The sequence below is a fragment of the Microbacterium neimengense genome, from assembly GCF_054782995.1.
This window is the reverse complement of the sequence record NZ_BAAGRK010000015.1, coordinates 802954-821414: the sequence shown is the minus strand read 5'-3', so window position 1 is coordinate 821414 and position 18461 is coordinate 802954. Positions and strand designations below refer to the sequence as shown.

At 68.5% G+C, this 18461-nt stretch carries 18 protein-coding genes; 14 read left to right on the top strand and 4 right to left on the bottom strand.

Annotated elements, in window-relative coordinates; genetic code table 11:
• Positions 1–217: 217 nt before the first annotated feature.
• Positions 218–1048, bottom strand: coding sequence for a CPBP family intramembrane glutamic endopeptidase (locus ACYVJS_RS14575; protein WP_460740586.1), 831 nt, complete (start codon positions 1046–1048; stop codon positions 218–220).
• 131 nt (positions 1049–1179) lie between these two features.
• Between ACYVJS_RS14575 and ACYVJS_RS14570 the strand changes: the two genes are divergently transcribed.
• The 7 genes from ACYVJS_RS14570 (at position 1180) to typA (ending at position 10967) form a co-directional block, all read left to right on the top strand.
• Positions 1180–2925: an ABC transporter substrate-binding protein gene (locus ACYVJS_RS14570; RefSeq protein WP_460740585.1), complete on the top strand. Its 1746-nt coding sequence runs from the start codon at positions 1180–1182 to the stop codon at positions 2923–2925.
• Positions 2926–3120: 195 nt separating this feature from the next.
• Positions 3121–4737, top strand: a complete 1617-nt coding sequence (locus ACYVJS_RS14565; RefSeq protein WP_460740584.1) for a peptide ABC transporter substrate-binding protein — start codon at positions 3121–3123, stop codon at positions 4735–4737.
• A 164-nt stretch (positions 4738–4901) separates the two neighbouring features.
• The gene (locus ACYVJS_RS14560; RefSeq protein ID WP_243227489.1) at positions 4902–5831 is read left to right on the top strand and encodes an ABC transporter permease; all 930 of its coding nucleotides are present in this window, start codon (positions 4902–4904) and stop codon (positions 5829–5831) included.
• Positions 5821–6768, top strand: a complete 948-nt coding sequence (locus ACYVJS_RS14555; protein WP_460740583.1) for an ABC transporter permease — start codon at positions 5821–5823, stop codon at positions 6766–6768. Before ACYVJS_RS14560 ends, ACYVJS_RS14555 begins: the two co-directional genes overlap by 11 nt.
• Entirely contained in the window at positions 6765–8435 is a 1671-nt protein-coding gene (locus ACYVJS_RS14550; RefSeq protein WP_460740582.1) for a dipeptide ABC transporter ATP-binding protein, read from the top strand. Before ACYVJS_RS14555 ends, ACYVJS_RS14550 begins: the two co-directional genes overlap by 4 nt.
• Positions 8436–8536: 101 nt before the next feature.
• On the top strand, positions 8537–8977 hold the full coding sequence (locus tag ACYVJS_RS14545) for a PH domain-containing protein (RefSeq protein ID WP_460740581.1): 441 nt from the start codon (positions 8537–8539) through the stop codon (positions 8975–8977).
• Positions 8978–9053: 76 nt separating this feature from the next.
• Positions 9054–10967, top strand: coding sequence for a translational GTPase TypA (typA, locus tag ACYVJS_RS14540; RefSeq protein ID WP_243227493.1), 1914 nt, complete (start codon positions 9054–9056; stop codon positions 10965–10967).
• Positions 10968–10974: 7 nt separating this feature from the next.
• Here typA and ACYVJS_RS14535 read toward each other — a convergent pair whose 3' ends face one another.
• The gene (locus ACYVJS_RS14535; protein ID WP_460740580.1) at positions 10975–11523 is read right to left on the bottom strand and encodes a helix-turn-helix domain-containing protein; all 549 of its coding nucleotides are present in this window, start codon (positions 11521–11523) and stop codon (positions 10975–10977) included.
• 64 nt (positions 11524–11587) lie between these two features.
• Between ACYVJS_RS14535 and ACYVJS_RS14530 the strand changes: the two genes are divergently transcribed.
• From ACYVJS_RS14530 to ddaH, 7 genes are all read left to right on the top strand, one after another.
• Complete coding sequence (locus ACYVJS_RS14530; protein ID WP_460740579.1) at positions 11588–12286, top strand: AzlC family ABC transporter permease; 699 nt, start codon at positions 11588–11590, stop codon at positions 12284–12286.
• Positions 12283–12597: an AzlD domain-containing protein gene (locus tag ACYVJS_RS14525; protein ID WP_460740578.1), complete on the top strand. Its 315-nt coding sequence runs from the start codon at positions 12283–12285 to the stop codon at positions 12595–12597. The genes ACYVJS_RS14530 and ACYVJS_RS14525 overlap by 4 nt, the downstream gene beginning before the upstream one ends.
• Before the next feature lie 34 nt (positions 12598–12631).
• Positions 12632–13009, top strand: coding sequence for a histidinol dehydrogenase (locus ACYVJS_RS14520; protein WP_460740577.1), 378 nt, complete (start codon positions 12632–12634; stop codon positions 13007–13009).
• A 9-nt stretch (positions 13010–13018) separates the two neighbouring features.
• Positions 13019–13339, top strand: coding sequence for a ferredoxin (gene fdxA, locus ACYVJS_RS14515; RefSeq protein ID WP_137417408.1), 321 nt, complete (start codon positions 13019–13021; stop codon positions 13337–13339).
• An 8-nt stretch (positions 13340–13347) separates the two neighbouring features.
• Positions 13348–14460, top strand: a complete 1113-nt coding sequence (dapC, locus tag ACYVJS_RS14510; protein WP_460740576.1) for a succinyldiaminopimelate transaminase — start codon at positions 13348–13350, stop codon at positions 14458–14460.
• 167 nt (positions 14461–14627) lie between these two features.
• Positions 14628–15926: a citrate synthase gene (locus ACYVJS_RS14505; RefSeq protein WP_137417406.1), complete on the top strand. Its 1299-nt coding sequence runs from the start codon at positions 14628–14630 to the stop codon at positions 15924–15926.
• Positions 15927–15928: 2 nt separating this feature from the next.
• Positions 15929–16690, top strand: coding sequence for a dimethylargininase (gene ddaH, locus ACYVJS_RS14500; protein ID WP_460740575.1), 762 nt, complete (start codon positions 15929–15931; stop codon positions 16688–16690).
• Between the two features lie 5 nt (positions 16691–16695).
• Here ddaH and ppk2 read toward each other — a convergent pair whose 3' ends face one another.
• Positions 16696–17496, bottom strand: coding sequence for a polyphosphate kinase 2 (gene ppk2, locus ACYVJS_RS14495; protein ID WP_460740574.1), 801 nt, complete (start codon positions 17494–17496; stop codon positions 16696–16698).
• The gene (dapD, locus tag ACYVJS_RS14490; protein WP_460740573.1) at positions 17493–18431 is read right to left on the bottom strand and encodes a 2,3,4,5-tetrahydropyridine-2,6-dicarboxylate N-succinyltransferase; all 939 of its coding nucleotides are present in this window, start codon (positions 18429–18431) and stop codon (positions 17493–17495) included. Before dapD ends, ppk2 begins: the two co-directional genes overlap by 4 nt.
• Positions 18432–18461 lie beyond the last annotated feature (30 nt).

Below are 18461 nucleotides of genomic sequence, written 5' to 3'. Positions count from 1 at the left end.
ATCCGTGGGCAACACCCCGGCCCCGAGCGGCTGTGCAGGCCCGGTCCCGGAGCGCCGGTCCGCTCTGCAGCGGTGTCGCCCCCGCCCCCTGAGCCCGCGAGACTGCATCCTCAGAACGAGATCACTGTTAATACCCGTGATCTCGTGCGGGAGATGCAGTTTCGCGGGGAAGCGGGGAAGGGGGAGGGGAAGGGAGGACGGGGGAGGGACGCGGCGGCTAGAAGATGCCGGGCCAGAGAGAGGCCACGAGGGGGTAGCCCACGAAGGCGAACACGTCGATGAGAGTGTGAGCGATGACGAGCGGCATCACCCGGCCCCAGCGCCGGTAGCACCAGCCGAACACGACGCCCATCGCGAAGTTGCCGACGACGGATCCGACGCCCTGGTACGCGTGGTAGGCGCCACGCAGTGCCGCCGTGGCGAGGATGATGGACCACCAGCCCCATCCGAGACGGCGCAGGCGATCGAAGAGGTAGCCGAGGAAGATGACCTCCTCCGTCAGCCCGGCGCGCGCGGCCGAGAGCAGCAGCAGCGGCACGGTGTACCAGGCCGCATCCAACGGCGAGGCGACGACCCCGACCGTGATGCCCGCGAGGCGCCCGGCGACGTAGAGGGCGATCCCGGGGATGCCGATGATCGCGATCAGTGCAACACCGAGTCCGAGGTCGCCGCCGAAGCGACGGAAGTCGAGGCCGATCCGCCGGAGCGCGTTCGTCCCCGGCTCCCAGAGCAGGTAGACGACGAGGGCGACCAGCGCGAGCGAGAAGAAGATGTCGAGCAGCTGGTAGAGCGCGTCCCACAGCGCTTCGGCGTCGCGCGCGGGGTTCAGCTGCGTCTGCTGCGACGAGATCGCCTGGTTCTCCTGCAGCGAGCGCTGCAGGGTACGGATGAAGGAGAGCACCGAGTACAGCGCGGACTTTCCGACCGTGACGGCGAGCACGAGCCAGATCTCCCACCGCACGCGCGAACGGTCGAAACCTGCAGCCCGCGGCGGATCGAAGGCCCTCACGGTGCGCCAGAACGGTTCGCGCGCGGGCAGGGTCGTCATCCGCTCAGCTTGGCATAGCGGATGCGGGCCGGACCCGCTTTCGAAAGCGCTCAGATTGCGCGCATAGGGTGTGTGCGGCTGACGCACACGACCGCGACGGGCTCCACTGCCGTCGCGGAGAAGGAGGACGGATGCGGCGACGCGCGCTCGTGACCACCCTGGCCGTGATCGCTCTGCTGGCGGGCGCGGTGGTCGGCTGCGCGCCCGAAGGGAACCGAGTCCTCCCCGGCTCGTCCCTGACCGTCGCCACCGCCGCGCCCGTGACCTCGCTCAACCCGCTCGTGCGGGGGCAGGACACCGCCGCCGACCGCGATCTCTCGGCGCTGACGTCGGGCAGCTTCTGGCAGCGGGAGGCCGACGGCACGCGCTCGGCGAACGAACGTTTCGGCAACGTCCGCGTGCTCTCCGACGACCCGCTCACCGTCCGCTACACGCTCGACGGCTCGGCGAAATGGTCCGACGGCGCAGCGGTCGACGCCGCGGACCTGCTGCTCGTGTGGGCTGCGCGCACAACGCACCGCACGGATGCCGCGGGCGAGACGCACTGGGATGCGGGCGCCGGAGAGGGGCAGGGCCTCGATCTCGTCTCCCAGGTGCCCCGGATCGGCGACGACGGACGCAGCCTGACGCTGGTCTACGACACGCCCTACGCGGACTGGCAGATCGCCTTCGACGCGCCGCCCGTCGCCGCACACGTTCTGGTCGAGCTCGCCTACCCGGGGCGCTACGAGGATGCGGCGGCAGCGAAGGCGGCGTTCACGGATGCCGTCGGGGCCGGGGATCTGGACTGGCTCGCGCCCGTCTCGCGCGCCTTCCGCGAGGACTTCCGCCTCGACGGCACCCTCCCGGATGCGGCGCGGATCACGGCCGGTGCGTACGACATCGCTCGCCTCGCGGACGACGGTCGGTCGATCGACCTCACCGCCGCCGATCGTCCCAGCGCCGCGCGCATCGAACGGGTGCGGGTGCGCGCGATCCCGGATCCTGCCGAACGCGTTGCGGCCGTTGCCGGCGGCGCGGCGGATCTGGCCGCGGCGGCGGCGGACGAGGACCTCGTCTCCGCGGCGGCCGCAGCAGACGGCTCCCGTGTGGCGCCGGGGGAGGCGTTCGACCATCTCGATCTGCAGACCATAGGAGGCGGAGCGTTCGACCCCGCCTCCTATGGCGGGGATGCGGAGCGCGCGCACCGTGCGCGCGCGGCGTTCCTGACCACGGTTCCGCGCCAAGAGATGCTGGGCGACCTCATCCACCCCTTGCTCGCCGACGAGCCCCTGCGGTGGGGCATGATCGAGGCCGCGGAGCCGAAGCCCGCCCCGTCGCCCTCGTCGACATCGGGCGGCGCGACCACGGAAGCGACGGAGGAGGTAGGACTGACTGTTCGCGTGCTGTATCCGGCGGGCGACGCGCGCCGCGCTGCGGAGTTCGCACTCATGTCCGAGTCCGCGTCGCGGGCGGGAGTCACTCTCGTCGATGTGTCATCGCCGGACTGGGAGCGCGTGCTCCGCGACCGTCCGGATGCGTACGACGCAGCCCTGTTCGCGTGGAGCCCCGACCCCGCGGCCACCGTGGCGCCGGCGACGGTGTTCCACACCGCGGCGGCGCAGAACGTGTACGGCTGGAGCGACGAGGCGGTCGACGCGCTGGTCGTCGATGCCTCCTCCGCCCTGGACGCCGCGCGGCGCGACCAGCTTCTGTCCCAGCTGGATGAGGCCGTCTCCGGTAAGGCGTGGGCATTGCCGCTGTTCGCCGTGCCGCAGCTCACGGTGTGGTCGGACGCACTCGAGGCTCCTCCGGCCGAGGTGTCGGTCGACCGCATCCTCTCCATGTTCGCGATGTGGCAACCCTCACCCGACCCGCCGACACCGAGTGGGGAGTAATTCCGGCCCGTGCGGCTGCCCATGGTCGGCGGGCTTGAGCAATCTGCTCGGTTCGCGCGGGGGTTCGTTAAGGGTGTGTAACTATTCGCGCGGTCGTTTTGACCAAGCCGGGGGACGTGCTTAGTGTTTCGGTATCCGCGGCTCGATGTTCACACAGCTCGTCGTGCCCGCATCATCCCTTTCACAGGAGGAACAGTGAAGCGCAGCAAGATCGCTCTCGCGAGCGTGGCGCTGGCCGGCATCGGGGCTCTCGCCCTGGCCGGCTGCGCGAGCGGCGGCGGCTCGACCGAGCCGACCGGCGGCTCGAGCGACGCCATCGTCAGCACCAACGGGTCCGAGCCGGAAAACCCGCTCTTCCCGGCGAACACGAACGAGACCGGTGGTGGCAAGATCATCGACTCGATCTTCGCCGGCCTGGTCTACTACGACGCCGACGGCAACCCGGTCAACGACATGGCCGACTCGATCACGGTCGATGACCCCCAGAACCTCACGGTGAAGATCAAGGAGGGTCAGAAGTTCACCAACGGTGAGGAGGTGAACGCCGACAGCTTCATCAACGCCTGGAACTACGGCGCCAAGCTCTCCAACAACCAGAAGAACTCGTACTTCTTCGAGGACATCGAGGGCTTCAGCTACGACGAGGACACCGAGCTGACGGGTCTGAAGAAGGTCGACGACCTCACCTTCACGATCGCGCTCAACAAGCCGGCCTCCGACTTCGCGCTGCGCCTGGGCTACTCGGCGTACTTCCCGCTGCCCCAGGCCGCGTTCGACGACCCCACCGCCTTCGGTGAGAACCCGATCGGCAACGGCCCGTACAAGCTCGCCGGCGACGGCGCGTGGCAGCACGACGTCGAGATCAACCTCGTCAAGAACGACGACTACACCGGTGGCCGTCAGGCCCAGAACGGTGGCCTCGACATCGTCTTCTACGCTTCGCAGGACGCGGCCTACGCCGACCTCCTCGCGGGCAACCTCGACGTGCTCGACGCGATCCCGGCCGCCTCGCTGGCGACCTACGAGTCGGACCTGGGTGAGCGTGCGGTCAACCAGCCCGCCGCGATCTTCCAGTCCTTCACCATCCCGGAGAAGCTCGAGCACTTCTCGGGCGAAGAGGGCAAGCTCCGTCGTCAGGCGATCTCGATGGCGATCAACCGTCCCGAGATCACCAAGACGATCTTCCAGGACACCCGTACCCCGGCCAGCGACTTCACCTCGCCGGTCATCGCCGGCTGGTCGGACTCGCTCGAGGGCGCTGACGTGCTCGAGTACAACGCCGACAAGGCCAAGGAGCTGTGGGCCGAGGCCGACAAGATCTCGCCCTGGTCCGGCACGTTCCAGATCGCGTACAACTCGGACGGCGGCCACCAGGAGTGGGTCGACGCCGTGAGCAACTCGATCAAGAACACGCTCGGCATCGACGCATCCGGCGCTCCGTTCGTCGACTTCGCCTCGCTGCGCACCGAGGTCACGAACCGTACCATCACGACCGCGTTCCGCACCGGTTGGCAGGCGGACTACCCGGGTCTGTACAACTTCCTGGGCCCGCTCTACGCGACCAACGCGTCGTCCAACGACGGAGACTACTCGAACCCCGAGTTCGACAAGCTCCTGCAGGACGGCATCTCCAACACCGACCCTGAGGCGGCGAACGAGGACTACCAGAAGGCACAGGAGATCCTGCTGCAGGACCTTCCGTCCGTTCCGCTCTGGTACTCGAACGTGAACGGCGGCTACGCTGACACGGTTCAGAACGTCCAGTTCGGTTGGAACTCGGTTCCGCTGTACTACGCGATCACTAAGGGCTGAGCCCGAAGGATCGCAACCGCGAGGCGGTGACGATCTCGTCACCGCCTCGCGGCCTGTCCAGACACCCACCCGCTCACACCCGCGGGGTGGTGGTCTCTACGGGCGAGCCGATCAGCGCACCGACCGTGCGAGGATCGTCTCGGCCATTTTTCGGAGGGAGAGGGATGCTCGCTTACATCCTCAGACGCATCCTGCAGGTGATCCCCGTGTTCATCGGGTCCACCCTGCTCATCTATTTCCTGGTCTTCGCGATGCCGGGCAACCCGATCCTCGCGCTGTTCGGCGACAAGACGCCGAACCAGGCCGTCATCGACGCACTCGAGGCTCAGTACCACCTGAACGAGCCGTTCATCGTCCAGTACTTCTACTACCTCCTGGGCATCTTCCAGGGGGATCTCGGCACCACGTTCTCGGGCCAATCGGTCAACGACGTCCTCGCCCGGACGCTGCCTGTCACCGGCCGCCTCGCGGTCATGGCGATCGCCATCGAGTTCTCTCTGGCCATCCTCATCGGCACGATCTCGGCACTGCGCAAGGGCAAGATCTTCGACAACGTCGCGCTGGTCATCTCGCTCATCTTCGTCGCCATCCCGATCTTCGTCCTGGCCTTCGTCGCGCAGTACTTCCTCGCGATCCAGCTCGGCTGGTTCAAACCGACGGTCGGGTCGCAGAACGACTGGGGTGATCTCTGGTTGCCGGCCCTCGTGCTCGGATTCAGCCTGTTCGCGACCAGCATGCGTCTGATGCGCGGTTCGGTCATCGACACGCTCAACCAGGACTGGGTGCGCACCGCGTACAGCAAGGGTCTTCCGCGCCGGCGCGTGATCCCCGTCCACGTGCTGCGCAACTCCCTCATCCCCGTCATCACCAACTCGGCGACCAACTTCGGCGTCCTGCTGGTGGGTGCCACCGTCACCGAGGCGATCTTCAACGTCCCCGGCGTCGGCAACACGCTCTTCCAGGCGACGCTGCGTCACGAGGGCCCCACGATCGTCTCGTTCGTGACGGTCTTCGTGATCATCTACGTCCTGGTCAACCTGGTGATCGACCTGTTGTACGGTCTGCTCGACCCGAGGATCCGCTATGTCAAGTAACTCCGATCTGCCGACGCACTTCGTCGCAGAGGTCAAGGAGACGGCCATCACCGTCGACGCCGTGCGCGTCGACGAGAAGCCGTCCAGTCTCTGGCGCGACGCCTGGCGCGACCTGCGCAAGCGTCCCACCTTCTGGATCTCGCTCCTGGTGGTCGCCGTGGTGCTGCTGATGGCCATCTGGCCCACGCTGTTCACCCAGACGCCGCCGAATGACAACTGCCAGCTCTCCAACAGCAACGGCGGGCCGCAGGCCGGTCACCCGCTCGGGTTCACCTTCCAGGGCTGCGACATCTACGCACGCATCGTGTGGGGCTCGCGCACCTCGCTGTCGGTGGGTCTGATCTCGACCATCATCGGCTCGACCATCGGCCTCATCATGGGCGCTCTCGCCGGCTTCTACGGCGGATGGCTCGACTCGCTGCTCTCGCGCGTGGGCGACATGTTCTTCGCGATCCCCTACATCCTGGCCGCTGTGGTCGTCATGAGCGTGTTCGCCGACTACCGCAACGTCTTCACCCTCTCGCTCGCCATCGGCGGCTTCGCCTGGGCCTCGACGGCGCGCGTCGTTCGCGCCGAGGTGCTCAGGGTGCGCCAGGCGGACTTCGTGACCGCCTCGAGAGCGCTGGGACAGAACCGGTTCCAGGTGCTCGTCTCGCACGTCGTGCCCAACGCCATCGCGCCGCTGCTGGTGATCTCCACCCTCAGCCTCGCCGCGGCGATCGTCGCCGAGGCGACCCTCTCGTTCCTGGGTGTCGGACTCGGCTCGAGCGTCATGTCGTGGGGCGCGGACATCAGCGGGGCGCAGTCCTCGCTGCGTGTCGCTCCGATGGCGCTCATCTACCCGTCGATCGCGCTGACCGTCACCGTTCTCGCGTTCATCCTGCTGGGCGAGCTCATCCGCGACGCCCTCGACCCGAGAGCGAGGGCCCGCCGATGAGCGACACCGCCGCCACCCCGTTGCTCAGCATCCGCAACCTGCGCGTCGCCTTCGACACGCAGTCGGGAAGCCGCGAGGTCCTGCACGACGTCAGTCTCGACGTCTTCCCCGGCGAGACCGTCGCCATCGTCGGCGAGTCCGGCTCGGGCAAGTCCACGACCGCCTCCGCTGTCGTGAACCTGCTCCCGGGCACGGGGCACGTCACCCAGGGCAGCATCACCCTGGACGGTCGCGAGCTCACCACGCTCAGCCGCACGCAGTTGGAGCGTCTGCGCGGCCGCGAGATCGGCTACGTCCCGCAGGACCCGATGTCGAACCTGAACCCGGTGTGGTCCATCGGCTTCCAGGTCAAGGAGGCGATCCGTGCGAACGGCATCGCGACCAGCCGCAAGGAGATCACCGAGCGCGCGATCGAGGTCCTCCAGCAGGCAGGACTCGCGGATGCGGCCAAGCGTCTGCATCAGTATCCGCACCAGTTCTCCGGCGGCATGCGTCAGCGCGCCCTCATCGGCATCGGTCTCGCCGCCGACCCGAAGCTGCTGATCGCCGACGAGCCCACCTCTGCGCTGGATGTGACCGTGCAGCGCGTGATTCTCGACCACATGGCCTCCCTGACGCGGGAGAAGGGCACCTCGGTGCTGCTGATCACGCATGACCTGGGCCTCGCGGCCGAGCGTGCGGAGAAGATCGTGGTCATGCAGAACGGCGAGATCGTCGAGTCCGGTCCCAGCCGCGAGATCCTGCAGAATCCCATCCACCCGTACACGCAGCGCCTCGTGGCAGCGGCTCCCTCGCTCGCGTCGCAGCGCATCCAAGCCGTCGCCGAGCGACGTGGCATCGAGACGACCGAGGACATCGAGGGTCTCGCTCCCGCGATCCGGGTGACGGATCTGACCAAGGAGTACAAGATCCGCCAGGGCGGCTTCCGCAGCGAAGCCTTCCGCGCGGTGGACGGCGTGTCCTTCGAGATCCCGCGCGGGAAGACCCTCGCGCTGGTGGGCGAGTCCGGATCCGGCAAGTCCACGGTCGCGAAGATGGTGCTCAAGCTCGAAGAGCCCACCGCGGGATCGATCGAGATCGACGGCACCAACATCGAGAAGCTCTCGAACCGGCAGGCCTTCGCGCTGCGTCGCCGGATGCAGCCGGTGTTCCAGGATCCGTACGGCTCGCTCGACCCCCTGCGCAACATCGGCAACACGATCGCCGAGCCGATGGAGATCCACAAGGTCGGCGACAGCGCCTCCCGTCGCACGCGCGTCCGGGAGCTGCTCGACCAGGTCTCTCTCCCGCAGGAGCTGGCGACCCGTTATCCGAACGAGCTCTCCGGCGGTCAGCGCCAGCGCGTGGCCATCGCCCGTGCGCTCGCGCTGAAGCCCGACATCGTCGTCCTCGACGAGGCGGTCTCCGCCCTCGACGTGCTGGTGCAGGACCAGATCCTGCAGCTGCTCGCGGAGCTGCAGTCGGAGCTCGAGCTGACCTACCTCTTCATCACCCACGACCTCGCCGTCGTGCGCGTGGCCGCCGACATGGTCGCGGTCATGGAGAAGGGCCGGATCGTGGAGCAGGGCACGGTCGACGAGATCTTCGCCAACCCCGCCGAGGAGTACACCCGTCGCCTCCTGGACGCCATCCCCGGCGCGACGATCCCCCTCGGAGGCGGCAACTGAACCGCACCGTCTACCGGTCGACGTCGGCGACCGTCGGGATCATCATCTCGGCGGTCGCCGCCGCCTTCCTCCTCGGCGACGCGCTGATCCGCGCCGGAATCGTGAGCGCTCTGCTGCTCGCCCCATGGATCCTGCTCGCGCTGTGGGGAATCTACGTCGGCATCTTCGCATCGAGCGTGACCAGCTCCGCCGACGGGCTGCGCGTGCAGAACTTCCTGCGCATCACTCGCGTCCCCTTCTCGGCTGTCGCCGACATCCGCATGCGCTATCAGCTCGTGATCGAGACGACCGAGGGACGCACGATCACGTGCTACGGGGGACCGGTGTCCGCTCGCAGCGGCGCACGCCGCTCCTCGAGCACCGATCGCCCCGCGGCCGGTTCGCGAGACGCCGAGCGCATCATCGACGACTGGCAGTCGGCCCTCGAGCCCACGGCGGTCCCCGCCCCCGTGCGGCGGATGTGGGACGTCCCGGCGCTCGTCTCGTTCATCGCCCTCGTGGTCTGGGCGGGCATCGCCGTGGCGGTCGCGGGGGCCGGCTGACCGCGGTGCAGCCGCCTGCGGTAGACTGAGGGGCCCGGAGTCCCGGGTCACCCTCCCTCACTGCAAGGAAACCTGTATGGCGCGCGCCCTCCGCTCCGATCTGCGTAACGTCGCGATCGTCGCCCACGTCGACCACGGCAAGACGACTCTCGTCGATGCCATGCTCCGTCAGACGGGCTCGTTCGGTGAACACGCGCACGTCGAAGAGCGCGCGATGGACTCCAACGATCTGGAACGTGAGAAGGGCATCACGATCCTCGCCAAGAACACGGCGATCACCTACAACGGCATCCACACCGACACCCCGATCACGATCAACGTGATCGACACCCCGGGTCACGCCGACTTCGGCGGCGAGGTCGAGCGCGGCCTGTCGATGGTCGACGGCGTGGTGCTGCTCGTCGACGCGTCCGAGGGCCCGCTGCCCCAGACGCGCTTCGTGCTGCGCAAGGCGCTCGAGGCGAAGCTTCCGGTCATCCTGCTCGTGAACAAGACCGACCGCCCCGATGCGCGCATCGCCGAGGTCGAGGAGGAGGCGCACGACCTTCTGCTGGGTCTGGCCTCCGACCTGCAGGACGACGTGCCCGACCTCGACGTGGACGCTCTGCTGGACGTTCCCGTGGTCTACGCGTCCGGTCGTGCCGGTGCCGCGTCGCGCACCCGCCCCGAGAACGGGTCGCTTCCTGACAACGAGGACCTCGAGCCGCTGTTCGAGGCGATCCTCGAGCACGTGCCGGCGCCGTCCTACGACGACGAGGCACCGCTGCAGGCGTGGGTCACCAACCTCGACTCCAGCCCCTTCCTCGGCCGCCTGGCTCTCCTGCGCGTCTTCAACGGCACCCTCAAGAAGGGTCAGACCGTCGCCTGGGTCCGCCACGACGGTTCGCACTCGAACGCGCGCGTCACGGAGCTGCTCAAGACGAAGGCGCTCGAGCGCTTCCCGGCCGAGTCCGCCGGCCCCGGTGACATCGTCGCCATCGCGGGCTTCGAAGACATCACGATCGGTGAGACCATCGCCGACCCCGAGGACGTCCGCCCGCTGCCCGCCATCACGGTCGACGACCCGGCGATCTCGATGACGATCGGCACGAACACCTCGCCGCTCATGGGCAAGGTCAAGGGCCACAAGCTCACCGCGCGCATGGTGAAGGACCGTCTCGACCGGGAGCTCATCGGAAACGTCTCGCTCAAGGTCGTCGACATCGGCCGTCCCGACGCCTGGGAGGTGCAGGGCCGCGGTGAGTTGGCGCTGGCCATCCTGGTCGAGAACATGCGCCGCGAGGGCTTCGAGCTCACCGTCGGCAAGCCGCAGGTCGTCACCAAGCGCGGCGAGGACGGCAAGCTCAAGGAGCCGTTCGAGCACCTCACCATCGACGCCCCCGAGGAGCACCTCGGCGCGATCACGCAGCTCATGGCCGCGCGCAAGGGCCGCATGGACAACATGACGAACCACGGCACGGGCTGGGTGCGCATGGAGTTCGTCGTCCCCTCTCGCGGACTCATCGGCTTCCGCAGCGAGTTCCTCACCATCACTCGCGGCACGGGTATCGCGAACGCGATCTCCCACGGCTACGACGACTGGGCCGGTTCGATCACGACGCGTCAGAACGGCTCGATCGTCGCCGACCGTCAGGGTGTCGTCACCCCCTTCGCGATGATCGCGCTGCAGGAGCGGATGAGCTTCTTCGTGCAGCCCACCGAGGAGGTCTACGAGGGCATGGTCATCGGCGAGAACTCGCGCGCCGACGACATGGACGTCAACATCACGAAGGAGAAGAAGCTGACGAACATGCGCTCGTCGACCTCCGACTCCTTCGAGTCGATGACGCCGCCGCGTGTGCTGACCCTCGAGGAGTCGCTCGAGTTCGCCCGCGACGACGAATGCGTCGAGGTCACCCCCGAGAAGGTGCGTATCCGCAAGGTCGTGCTCGACGCGACCGAGCGCGGCCGCGCCGCATCGCGCCTGAAGCGCCAGGACGCCAACGCCTGAGCGTGACTTAGCGGACCTCGGAGACGAGCACCGCGCTGGTGTCGCGGGTGAGCGCCTCGAAGATGTGAGGCGCATCCCCGCGATACCGCAGGTAGTCGCCCGGCGAGAGCTCGACGGGGGAGTCCGCCGGTCCTACGGCGGCGCGCCCGGTGATCAGCACGACGTGCTCGATGGTCCCGAGGGCGTGCGGCAGTGACCGCCGCGGTTCCCCCGGCTCGGCGCGCAGCAGGTAGAGGTCACTGCGCGAATGCGGCGACCCGGCGGCGAGCAGCAGCGCGCTGTAGGGCGAGTCCGCCGCACGGATACCGTCGCCCGAGCGCGCACGGATGAGCCGCGGGCCGTCGTCGGGCTCTTCGACGAAAACCGCGAAGGGCACGCCCAGAGCGGTGGCGATCGCCCAGAGCGTCTCCACGCTCGGATTTCCGGCGCCCGACTCGAGTTGCGAGATCGTGGCCTTTCCCACTCCAGCGCGTCGCGCGAGTTCGGAGATACTCACGCCTGCGCGTTCCCGCTCGCGGCGGAGGGAGCGGGCGATGCGTGGACCTATGGTCTCCATGCGGTCAGTATGACGCACGATTGTTCGGTTTGACGAACATCCCTCCGCCGGACATCATGTGGGAATGGAAGAGGAACGCCGGCCTGAGACCGGCCGTCGCGCGGTACGGCAGGGGCTCGCGGTCGCTCTGGCGACGAGCGCATACGGCATCTCCTTCGGCGCTCTCTCGGTCGCGGCGGGCCTGGATGTCTGGCAGACGTGCGTTCTGAGCCTGCTCATGTTCACCGGCGGTTCGCAGTTCGCCTTCGTCGGTGTGATCGCCGCCGGCGGGATCGCCGCAGCCCCCGCAGCGATCGCCTCAGCGGCACTGCTCGGGGTGCGAAACGTCGCGTACGGCATGCGGTTGTCGCCGCAGTTCGACGGGATCTGGCGCAAGATGGCCGCCGCCGGGTTCACGATCGACGAGTCGACGGCCGTCTCGCTCGCCCAGACCGATGCGCGCGCCAAAGCGCTCGGCTTCTGGGTCACGGGCATCGGCATCTACATCGGCTGGAACATCTCCACGCTCGCGGGCGCGCTGCTCGGGGACGTCCTGGGCGACCCGCGCGCGTACGGACTGGATGCCGCCGCCGCCGCGGCCTTCCTCGCGCTGCTGTGGCCGCGGCTGGCGGGACGGCAGGCCATCGCCGTCGGCATCGCCGCGGCCGTGGTGGCGACCGTGCTCACTCCCGCGCTCATGCCGGGTGTCCCCGTGCTGATCGCCGCCCTCGTGGCGATCGTGGTCGGATGGGCAGATCGCCCCGCTGCGAAGGCGGCATCATGACGCTGTGGAACGCCGTCCTTCTCGCCGCTGTGATCTGCCTCGCCCTCAAAGCAGTGGGCTACGCCATCCCGACGCGATTCGTCGAGGCGCCGAGGCCCGCGCGCATCGCCGACCTGCTCACCGTGGCGCTTCTGGGTGCGCTGGTCGCCGTGCAGGCGTTGGGTGCGGGGCAGGCGATCGTCGTCGATGCCCGCGTGCCCGCACTCCTGGTCGCCGGGAGCCTGCTCGCGCTGCGCGCGCCGTTCCTCGTCGTGGTCGTCGTGGCGGCCGCGGTCGCAGCCCTGCTGCGTCTGGTGGGCTGGGTCGCCTGAGACGACTCCCACCCGCGGCGACTAGGATCCCGGGGTGGGCTCGCTTGCATCTCGTATCGCCGCCTGGGCGATCGCTCTCGTCGTGGGCATCGTCTACGGCGCCGCCGGATCCTTCGCGCATGCGGCATTCATCGGACCGGTGCCGATCGGACTCCTGCTCGGGGTGACCGGAGCCGGTGCGCTGTTGATCGCCGTGCGCCTGCTGACGGGGGACAGGTGGACGACCCTCGCGGCGGCGTTGGGCGTCATGGTCATCACGTACGTGTTCGCCCAGCCGTCCACGGGCGGGTCCGTGTTGTTCACCGTCGAGCACGAGACGCTCGCGCTGATCTGGATGGGGGCCGTCCCGTTGATCGCCGCCATCGTCGTGGCGTGGCCGCGTGCGCCCCGACGAGCAGCCGAGGCGAACTAGACTGATTCCGTGACGTATGTGATCGCCCTTCCGTGCGTCGATGTCAAGGATCGCGCCTGCATCGACGAATGCCCCGTCGACTGCATCTATGAGGGCGATCGTTCGCTCTACATCCACCCCGACGAGTGCGTGGACTGCGGAGCGTGCGAGCCGGCATGCCCCGTCGAGGCGATCTACTACGAGGACGACCTTCCCGAAGAGTGGCAGGACTACTACAAGGCCAACGTCGAGTTCTTCGACGACATCGGCTCGCCCGGCGGCGCCGCCAAGGTCGGAGTGATCCACAAGGACCACCCGGTCATCGCCGAGTTGCCGCCCCAGGGCGAGTGATCGCCTAGATGAGCGTCGCCGACCTCGCCGAGTACCCCTGGGACGCCGTCGCACCGTACGCCGAGACTGCACGCCGACATCCTGACGGCATCGTGGACCTCTCGATCGGCTCCCCGGTCGACCGCACCCCTGCGGTGATTGAAGCCGCCCTCGCGGCAGCGACCGATGCGCACGCCTACCCGCAGACGGTGGGCACGCCCCCGCTGCGCGAGGCGATCGTCGACTGGTACGCGCGGCGCCGCGGCGTCCCGGTTCTCACACCCTCTCACGTGCTGCCGACCGTCGGTTCGAAAGAGCTCGTCGCGCTGCTTCCGCTGCTGCTGGGGCTCGGCGCGGGCGACACCGTCGTGCATCCGGTTGCGGCGTACCCGACGTACGAGGTCGGCGCGCGCCTGGTCGGCGCCACTCCGGTGGCCGCCGACGATCCCGCATCCTGGCCGGAGGGCACCAAGCTCGTCTGGATCAACTCGCCCGGCAACCCGGACGGACGCGTGTGGAGCGTCCCGGAGTTGCGCCGGGCGCGCGAGCGTGCCCGGGAGCTCGGCGCGGTCCTGGCATCGGACGAGTGCTACGCCGAACTGGGCTGGGAGGCGCCGTGGGTTGATGCCCCCGTGCCGTCGGTCCTGGATCCCGCCGTGGTCGCAGCCGATCTGTCCGGCGTGCTGTCGGTCTACTCGCTGAGCAAGCAGTCCAACCTCGCGGGGTATCGTGCGGCCTTCCTCGCGGGCGATCCCGCGCTCGTGGCACGGCTGCTGACGGCGCGCAAGCATCTGGGGCTCATGCTGCCGGCTCCCGTGCAGGCCGCGATGGTCGCCGCGCTGGCCGACGACGCGCACGTCGCTGCCCAGAAGGCGCGCTACGGCGCCCGGCGCGCGGTGCTGAAGCCCGCCGTCGAGGCCGCCGGTTTCCGCGTCGACCGAAGTGAGGCCGGTCTCTATCTCTGGGCGACGCGCGGTGAGGATGCGTGGGACAGCATGGCTGCCCTGGCCGAACTCGGCATTCTCGCGGGTCCCGGGCACTTCTACGGGCCGCACCACCCCCAGCACGTCCGGCTCTCCCTCACGGCGTCGGACGAGCGGATCGCCGCGGCCGCAGGGCGCCTCGCCGCCCTCAGCTCGTAGCTTTTCTCCTACGAATCTCTCGTTCCTTTGGCGCCAGTCACCGTAGGCCCCGGCCACGGCTAGGCTGTAATCGCAGGGGCGCGCCGACACGTAGCGTGCCCGGGCAGGTCGCCACCGGCGACCGAGGATCCCCACCTTTCGCCGACGATCCATCGCAAGGAGGCGCCGTGACCGAAGCCGGCTCGCAGCAGAAGACCGCACGTCTGACCGTCGCAGAGCACACCGCGGAGCTGCCTGTGCTGACGGGCACGGACGGTGCGCCCAGCATCGATGTGTCGTCGCTGACGCGTCAGACCGGGCACACGACCCTCGACTACGGGTTCGTCAACACCGCGGCGACGAAGTCCGCGGTGACCTTCATCGACGGCGACGAGGGCATCCTCCGTTACCGCGGGTACCCGATCGAGCAGCTCGCGAAGAATTCGACCTACCTCGAGGTCGCCTGGCTGCTCATCTACGGCGAGCTGCCCAGCGCGAGCGAGCTCGAGGACTTCGACAACCGCATCCGGCGTCACACGCTGCTGCACGAGGATCTGAAGCGCTTCTTCTCCGCGCTGCCGCACACCGCGCATCCGATGTCGGTACTGTCGGCTGCTACGGCGGCACTCTCGACCTACTACGAGAACCAGTCGGATCCTCACAATCCCGAGTTCGTCGAGCTCAACACGATCCGGATGCTCGCGAAGCTCCCCGTCATCGCGGCCTACGCGCACAAGAAGAGCGTCGGTCAGGCCTTCCTGTACCCCGACAACTCGCTCAGCTTCGTCGACAACTTCCTGAAGCTCAACTTCGGCGTGCTCAGCGAGCAGTACCAGATCAGCCCCGTGATGTCCCGGGCGCTCGAGCGCCTGCTGATCCTGCACGAGGACCACGAGCAGAACGCCTCGACATCGACGGTGCGTCTGGTGGGCTCCACGGGGGCGAACATCTTCTCCTCGGTCTCGGCGGGCATCAACGCCCTGTCGGGGCCGCTTCACGGTGGTGCGAACGAGGCCGTGCTCGACATGCTGGGCCGCATCCGCGACTCCGGCGAGAGCGTGCAGCGCTTCGTCGAACGGGTCAAGAACAAGGAAGACGGCGTGAAGCTCATGGGCTTCGGGCACCGCGTCTACAAGAACTACGACCCGCGCGCGAAGCTCGTCAAGGAGTCCGCCGACGAGGTGCTCGCCGAGCTCGGCGTCAGCGACCCCCTGCTGGATCTCGCCAAGGAGCTGGAGGAGATCGCCCTGCGCGACGACTACTTCATCTCTCGCCGGCTGTACCCCAACGTCGACTTCTACACCGGCGTCATCTACAAGGCGATGGGCTTTCCGACGCGCATGTTCACCGTGCTGTTCGCGATCGGCCGTCTTCCGGGGTGGCTCGCGCACTGGCGCGAGATGAACCAGGACCCGCAGACCAAGATCGGTCGCCCTCAGCAGTTGTACGTGGGTGCTCCCGAGCGCAACTACCCGGGCGTGGGCTGACGATGCCGCGGCTTCTCGTGCGGCCGCCGTCCTCGCGACTGGCCGAGGGGGAGCTCACGCACCTCGAGCGAGTCCCGGTCGATCCCACGCTCGCGCGCGAGCAGTGGGCGGCGTACGTCGACGTCTTCCGCGCCCGCGGGTGGGATATCGTACCGGTCGCCGAGGCGGACGAGCAGGCGGACGGCGTGTTCGTCGAGGATGCGGTCGTCGTGTTCGGCGATCTGGCCGTCCTCTGCCGCGCCGGCGCAGACTCACGCCGGGGTGAGCGGCCCACGATCGAAGCCGCGACCGCGCGGACCGGGCTGGCGACGGCGGAGATCGTCGCCCCGGCGACACTCGACGGCGGCGACGTTCTGAAGATCGGCCGCACCGTCTACGTGGGCCTGTCGGCGCGCACGACCGAGGACGCCGTGGTGCAGCTGCGCGCACTGCTCGAACCGCGCGGCTGGGTGGTGCAGGGTGTTCCCGTGACGCGGGTGTTGCACCTGAAGTCCGCGGTGACCGCGCTTCCGGACGGCACCGTCATCGGTTACCCGCCGCTGGTGGATCACCCCGAGGCTTTCCCGGCGTTCCTGCCGGTCCCCGAGGAGCATGGCACGGCCGTCGTCGTGCTCGATGAGAACACCGTGCTCATGTCGGCCGACGCCCCCGCATCCGCTGCTCTCTTCCGGGAGAGGGGCCTGGAGGTCATCACCACCCCGGTGAGCGAGTTCGAGAAGCTCGAGGGCTGCGTCACCTGCCTGTCGGTGCGGCTGCGCGACTGACGCCGTCAGCGCTCCAGAGTGGCGGCGTAGTCGGGCACCATCGCGTCCACGCTTCGCGGCGGACGCTCGTATCCGCGTGAGGCGGGTCGCTCGGGGATCTCGACGGCTTCGTGAGGGATCGGCTGCCAGGGGATCCGCTCGAGCAGGTGGTGGATCATGTTGATCCGTCCACGACGCTTGTCCTCGTTGTCGACCTCGTACCAGGGCGCCTCGGGGATGTCGGTGTGCACGAGCATCGCGTCCTTGGCGCGGGAGTAGTCCTCCCACTTGGTGATGGAGAGCACATCGTTCGGGCTCAGCTTCCAGCGCCTCATCGGGTCGCTGGCCCGCGAGCGGAAACGCGCCTCCTGCTCGACGTCGGACACACTGAACCAGTACTTGAGCAGGAGGATGCCGTCCTCGACCAGCATCCGTTCGAACAGCGGCGCCTGGCGCAGGAACCTCTGGTACTCCGCATCGGTGCAGTAGCCCATGACCCGTTCGACGCCGGCCCGGTTGTACCAGGAGCGGTCCATCAGCACGATCTCGCCCGCCGCGGGCAGGTGCGGCACATAGCGCTGGAAGTACCACTGCGACTTCTCGCGATCCGTGGGCGTCGGCAGCGCCACGATGCGGCTGACGCGGGGGTTCAGGTACTCCGACACCCGCTTGATCGTCGAGCCCTTGCCGGCAGCGTCGCGGCCCTCGAAGATCACCACGACACGCGCGCCGGTCGTCTGCACCCACGCCTGCATGTCGACGAGCTGGGCCTGCAGGCGCGCGAGCTCTCGCTCGTAGAGCTTCTTCGGCAGCCGCGCCGCGCTCATGCGTGCAGCGCCTCGTTGAGGGTGACACCCACGCCCGCGCGTCGCACGGCTTCGATGGCGCCGGTCACCGAGTTCCTCCGGAACAGGATGCCGTCTCGTCCGGACAGCTCCGCGCCCTTGACCACGGGTCGTGTGCCGTCGGCGCCCGGCTGCTCGTCGGCGAGCACGATCTTGGATCCGGCGGTGACATACAGGCCGGCCTCCACCACGCAGTCGTCGCCGAGCGAGATGCCGATGCCCGCGTTCGCGCCGAGCAGCGTGCGCGATCCGATCGAGACCCGGTGGGTGCCGCCGCCCGAGAGAGTGCCCATGATCGATGCACCGCCGCCGATGTCGCTGCCGTCGCCGACCACGACGCCCTGGGAGATGCGCCCCTCGACCATCGAGGCGCCCAGGGTCCCGGCGTTGAAGTTGACGAATCCTTCGTGCATCACCGTCGTGCCGGGGGAGAGATAGGCGCCGAGGCGCACGCGCGAGGCGTCGGCGATGCGCACCCCGGGCGGGGTGACGTAGTCGAGCAGCCGCGGGAACTTGTCGAGACTGTGCACCTGGATGCCGGCGCGGGTCAGCGCCGGACGCAGCCGCTCCGCGTCGCCGGGGTGCATCGGCCCCGCCGTGGTCCACGCGACGATCGGCAGATGGCCGAAGATGCCGTCGAGGTTGATCTCGTTCGGAGCCACGAGGCGATGGGAGAGCGCGTGCAGACGCAGATAGGCGTCGATCGTGGATGCGGGAGCCGCATCCGCATCGATCGTCAGTTCGACGGGAGCGATCGTGACCTGGCGGCGGGCGTCTGCGCCGGCGTACTCCGCGAGCTCAGCTGCCGGACCGATCTGGGCCTCGGCTGCCACGGTCGGGAACCACGCGTCGAGAACCGTGCCGTCCTCGCTCGTCGTCGACAGACCCGTGCCCCATACCGTGCGCATCATGCTCATCCCCTCAGGTTATCGGCCCGAACAGCCTCG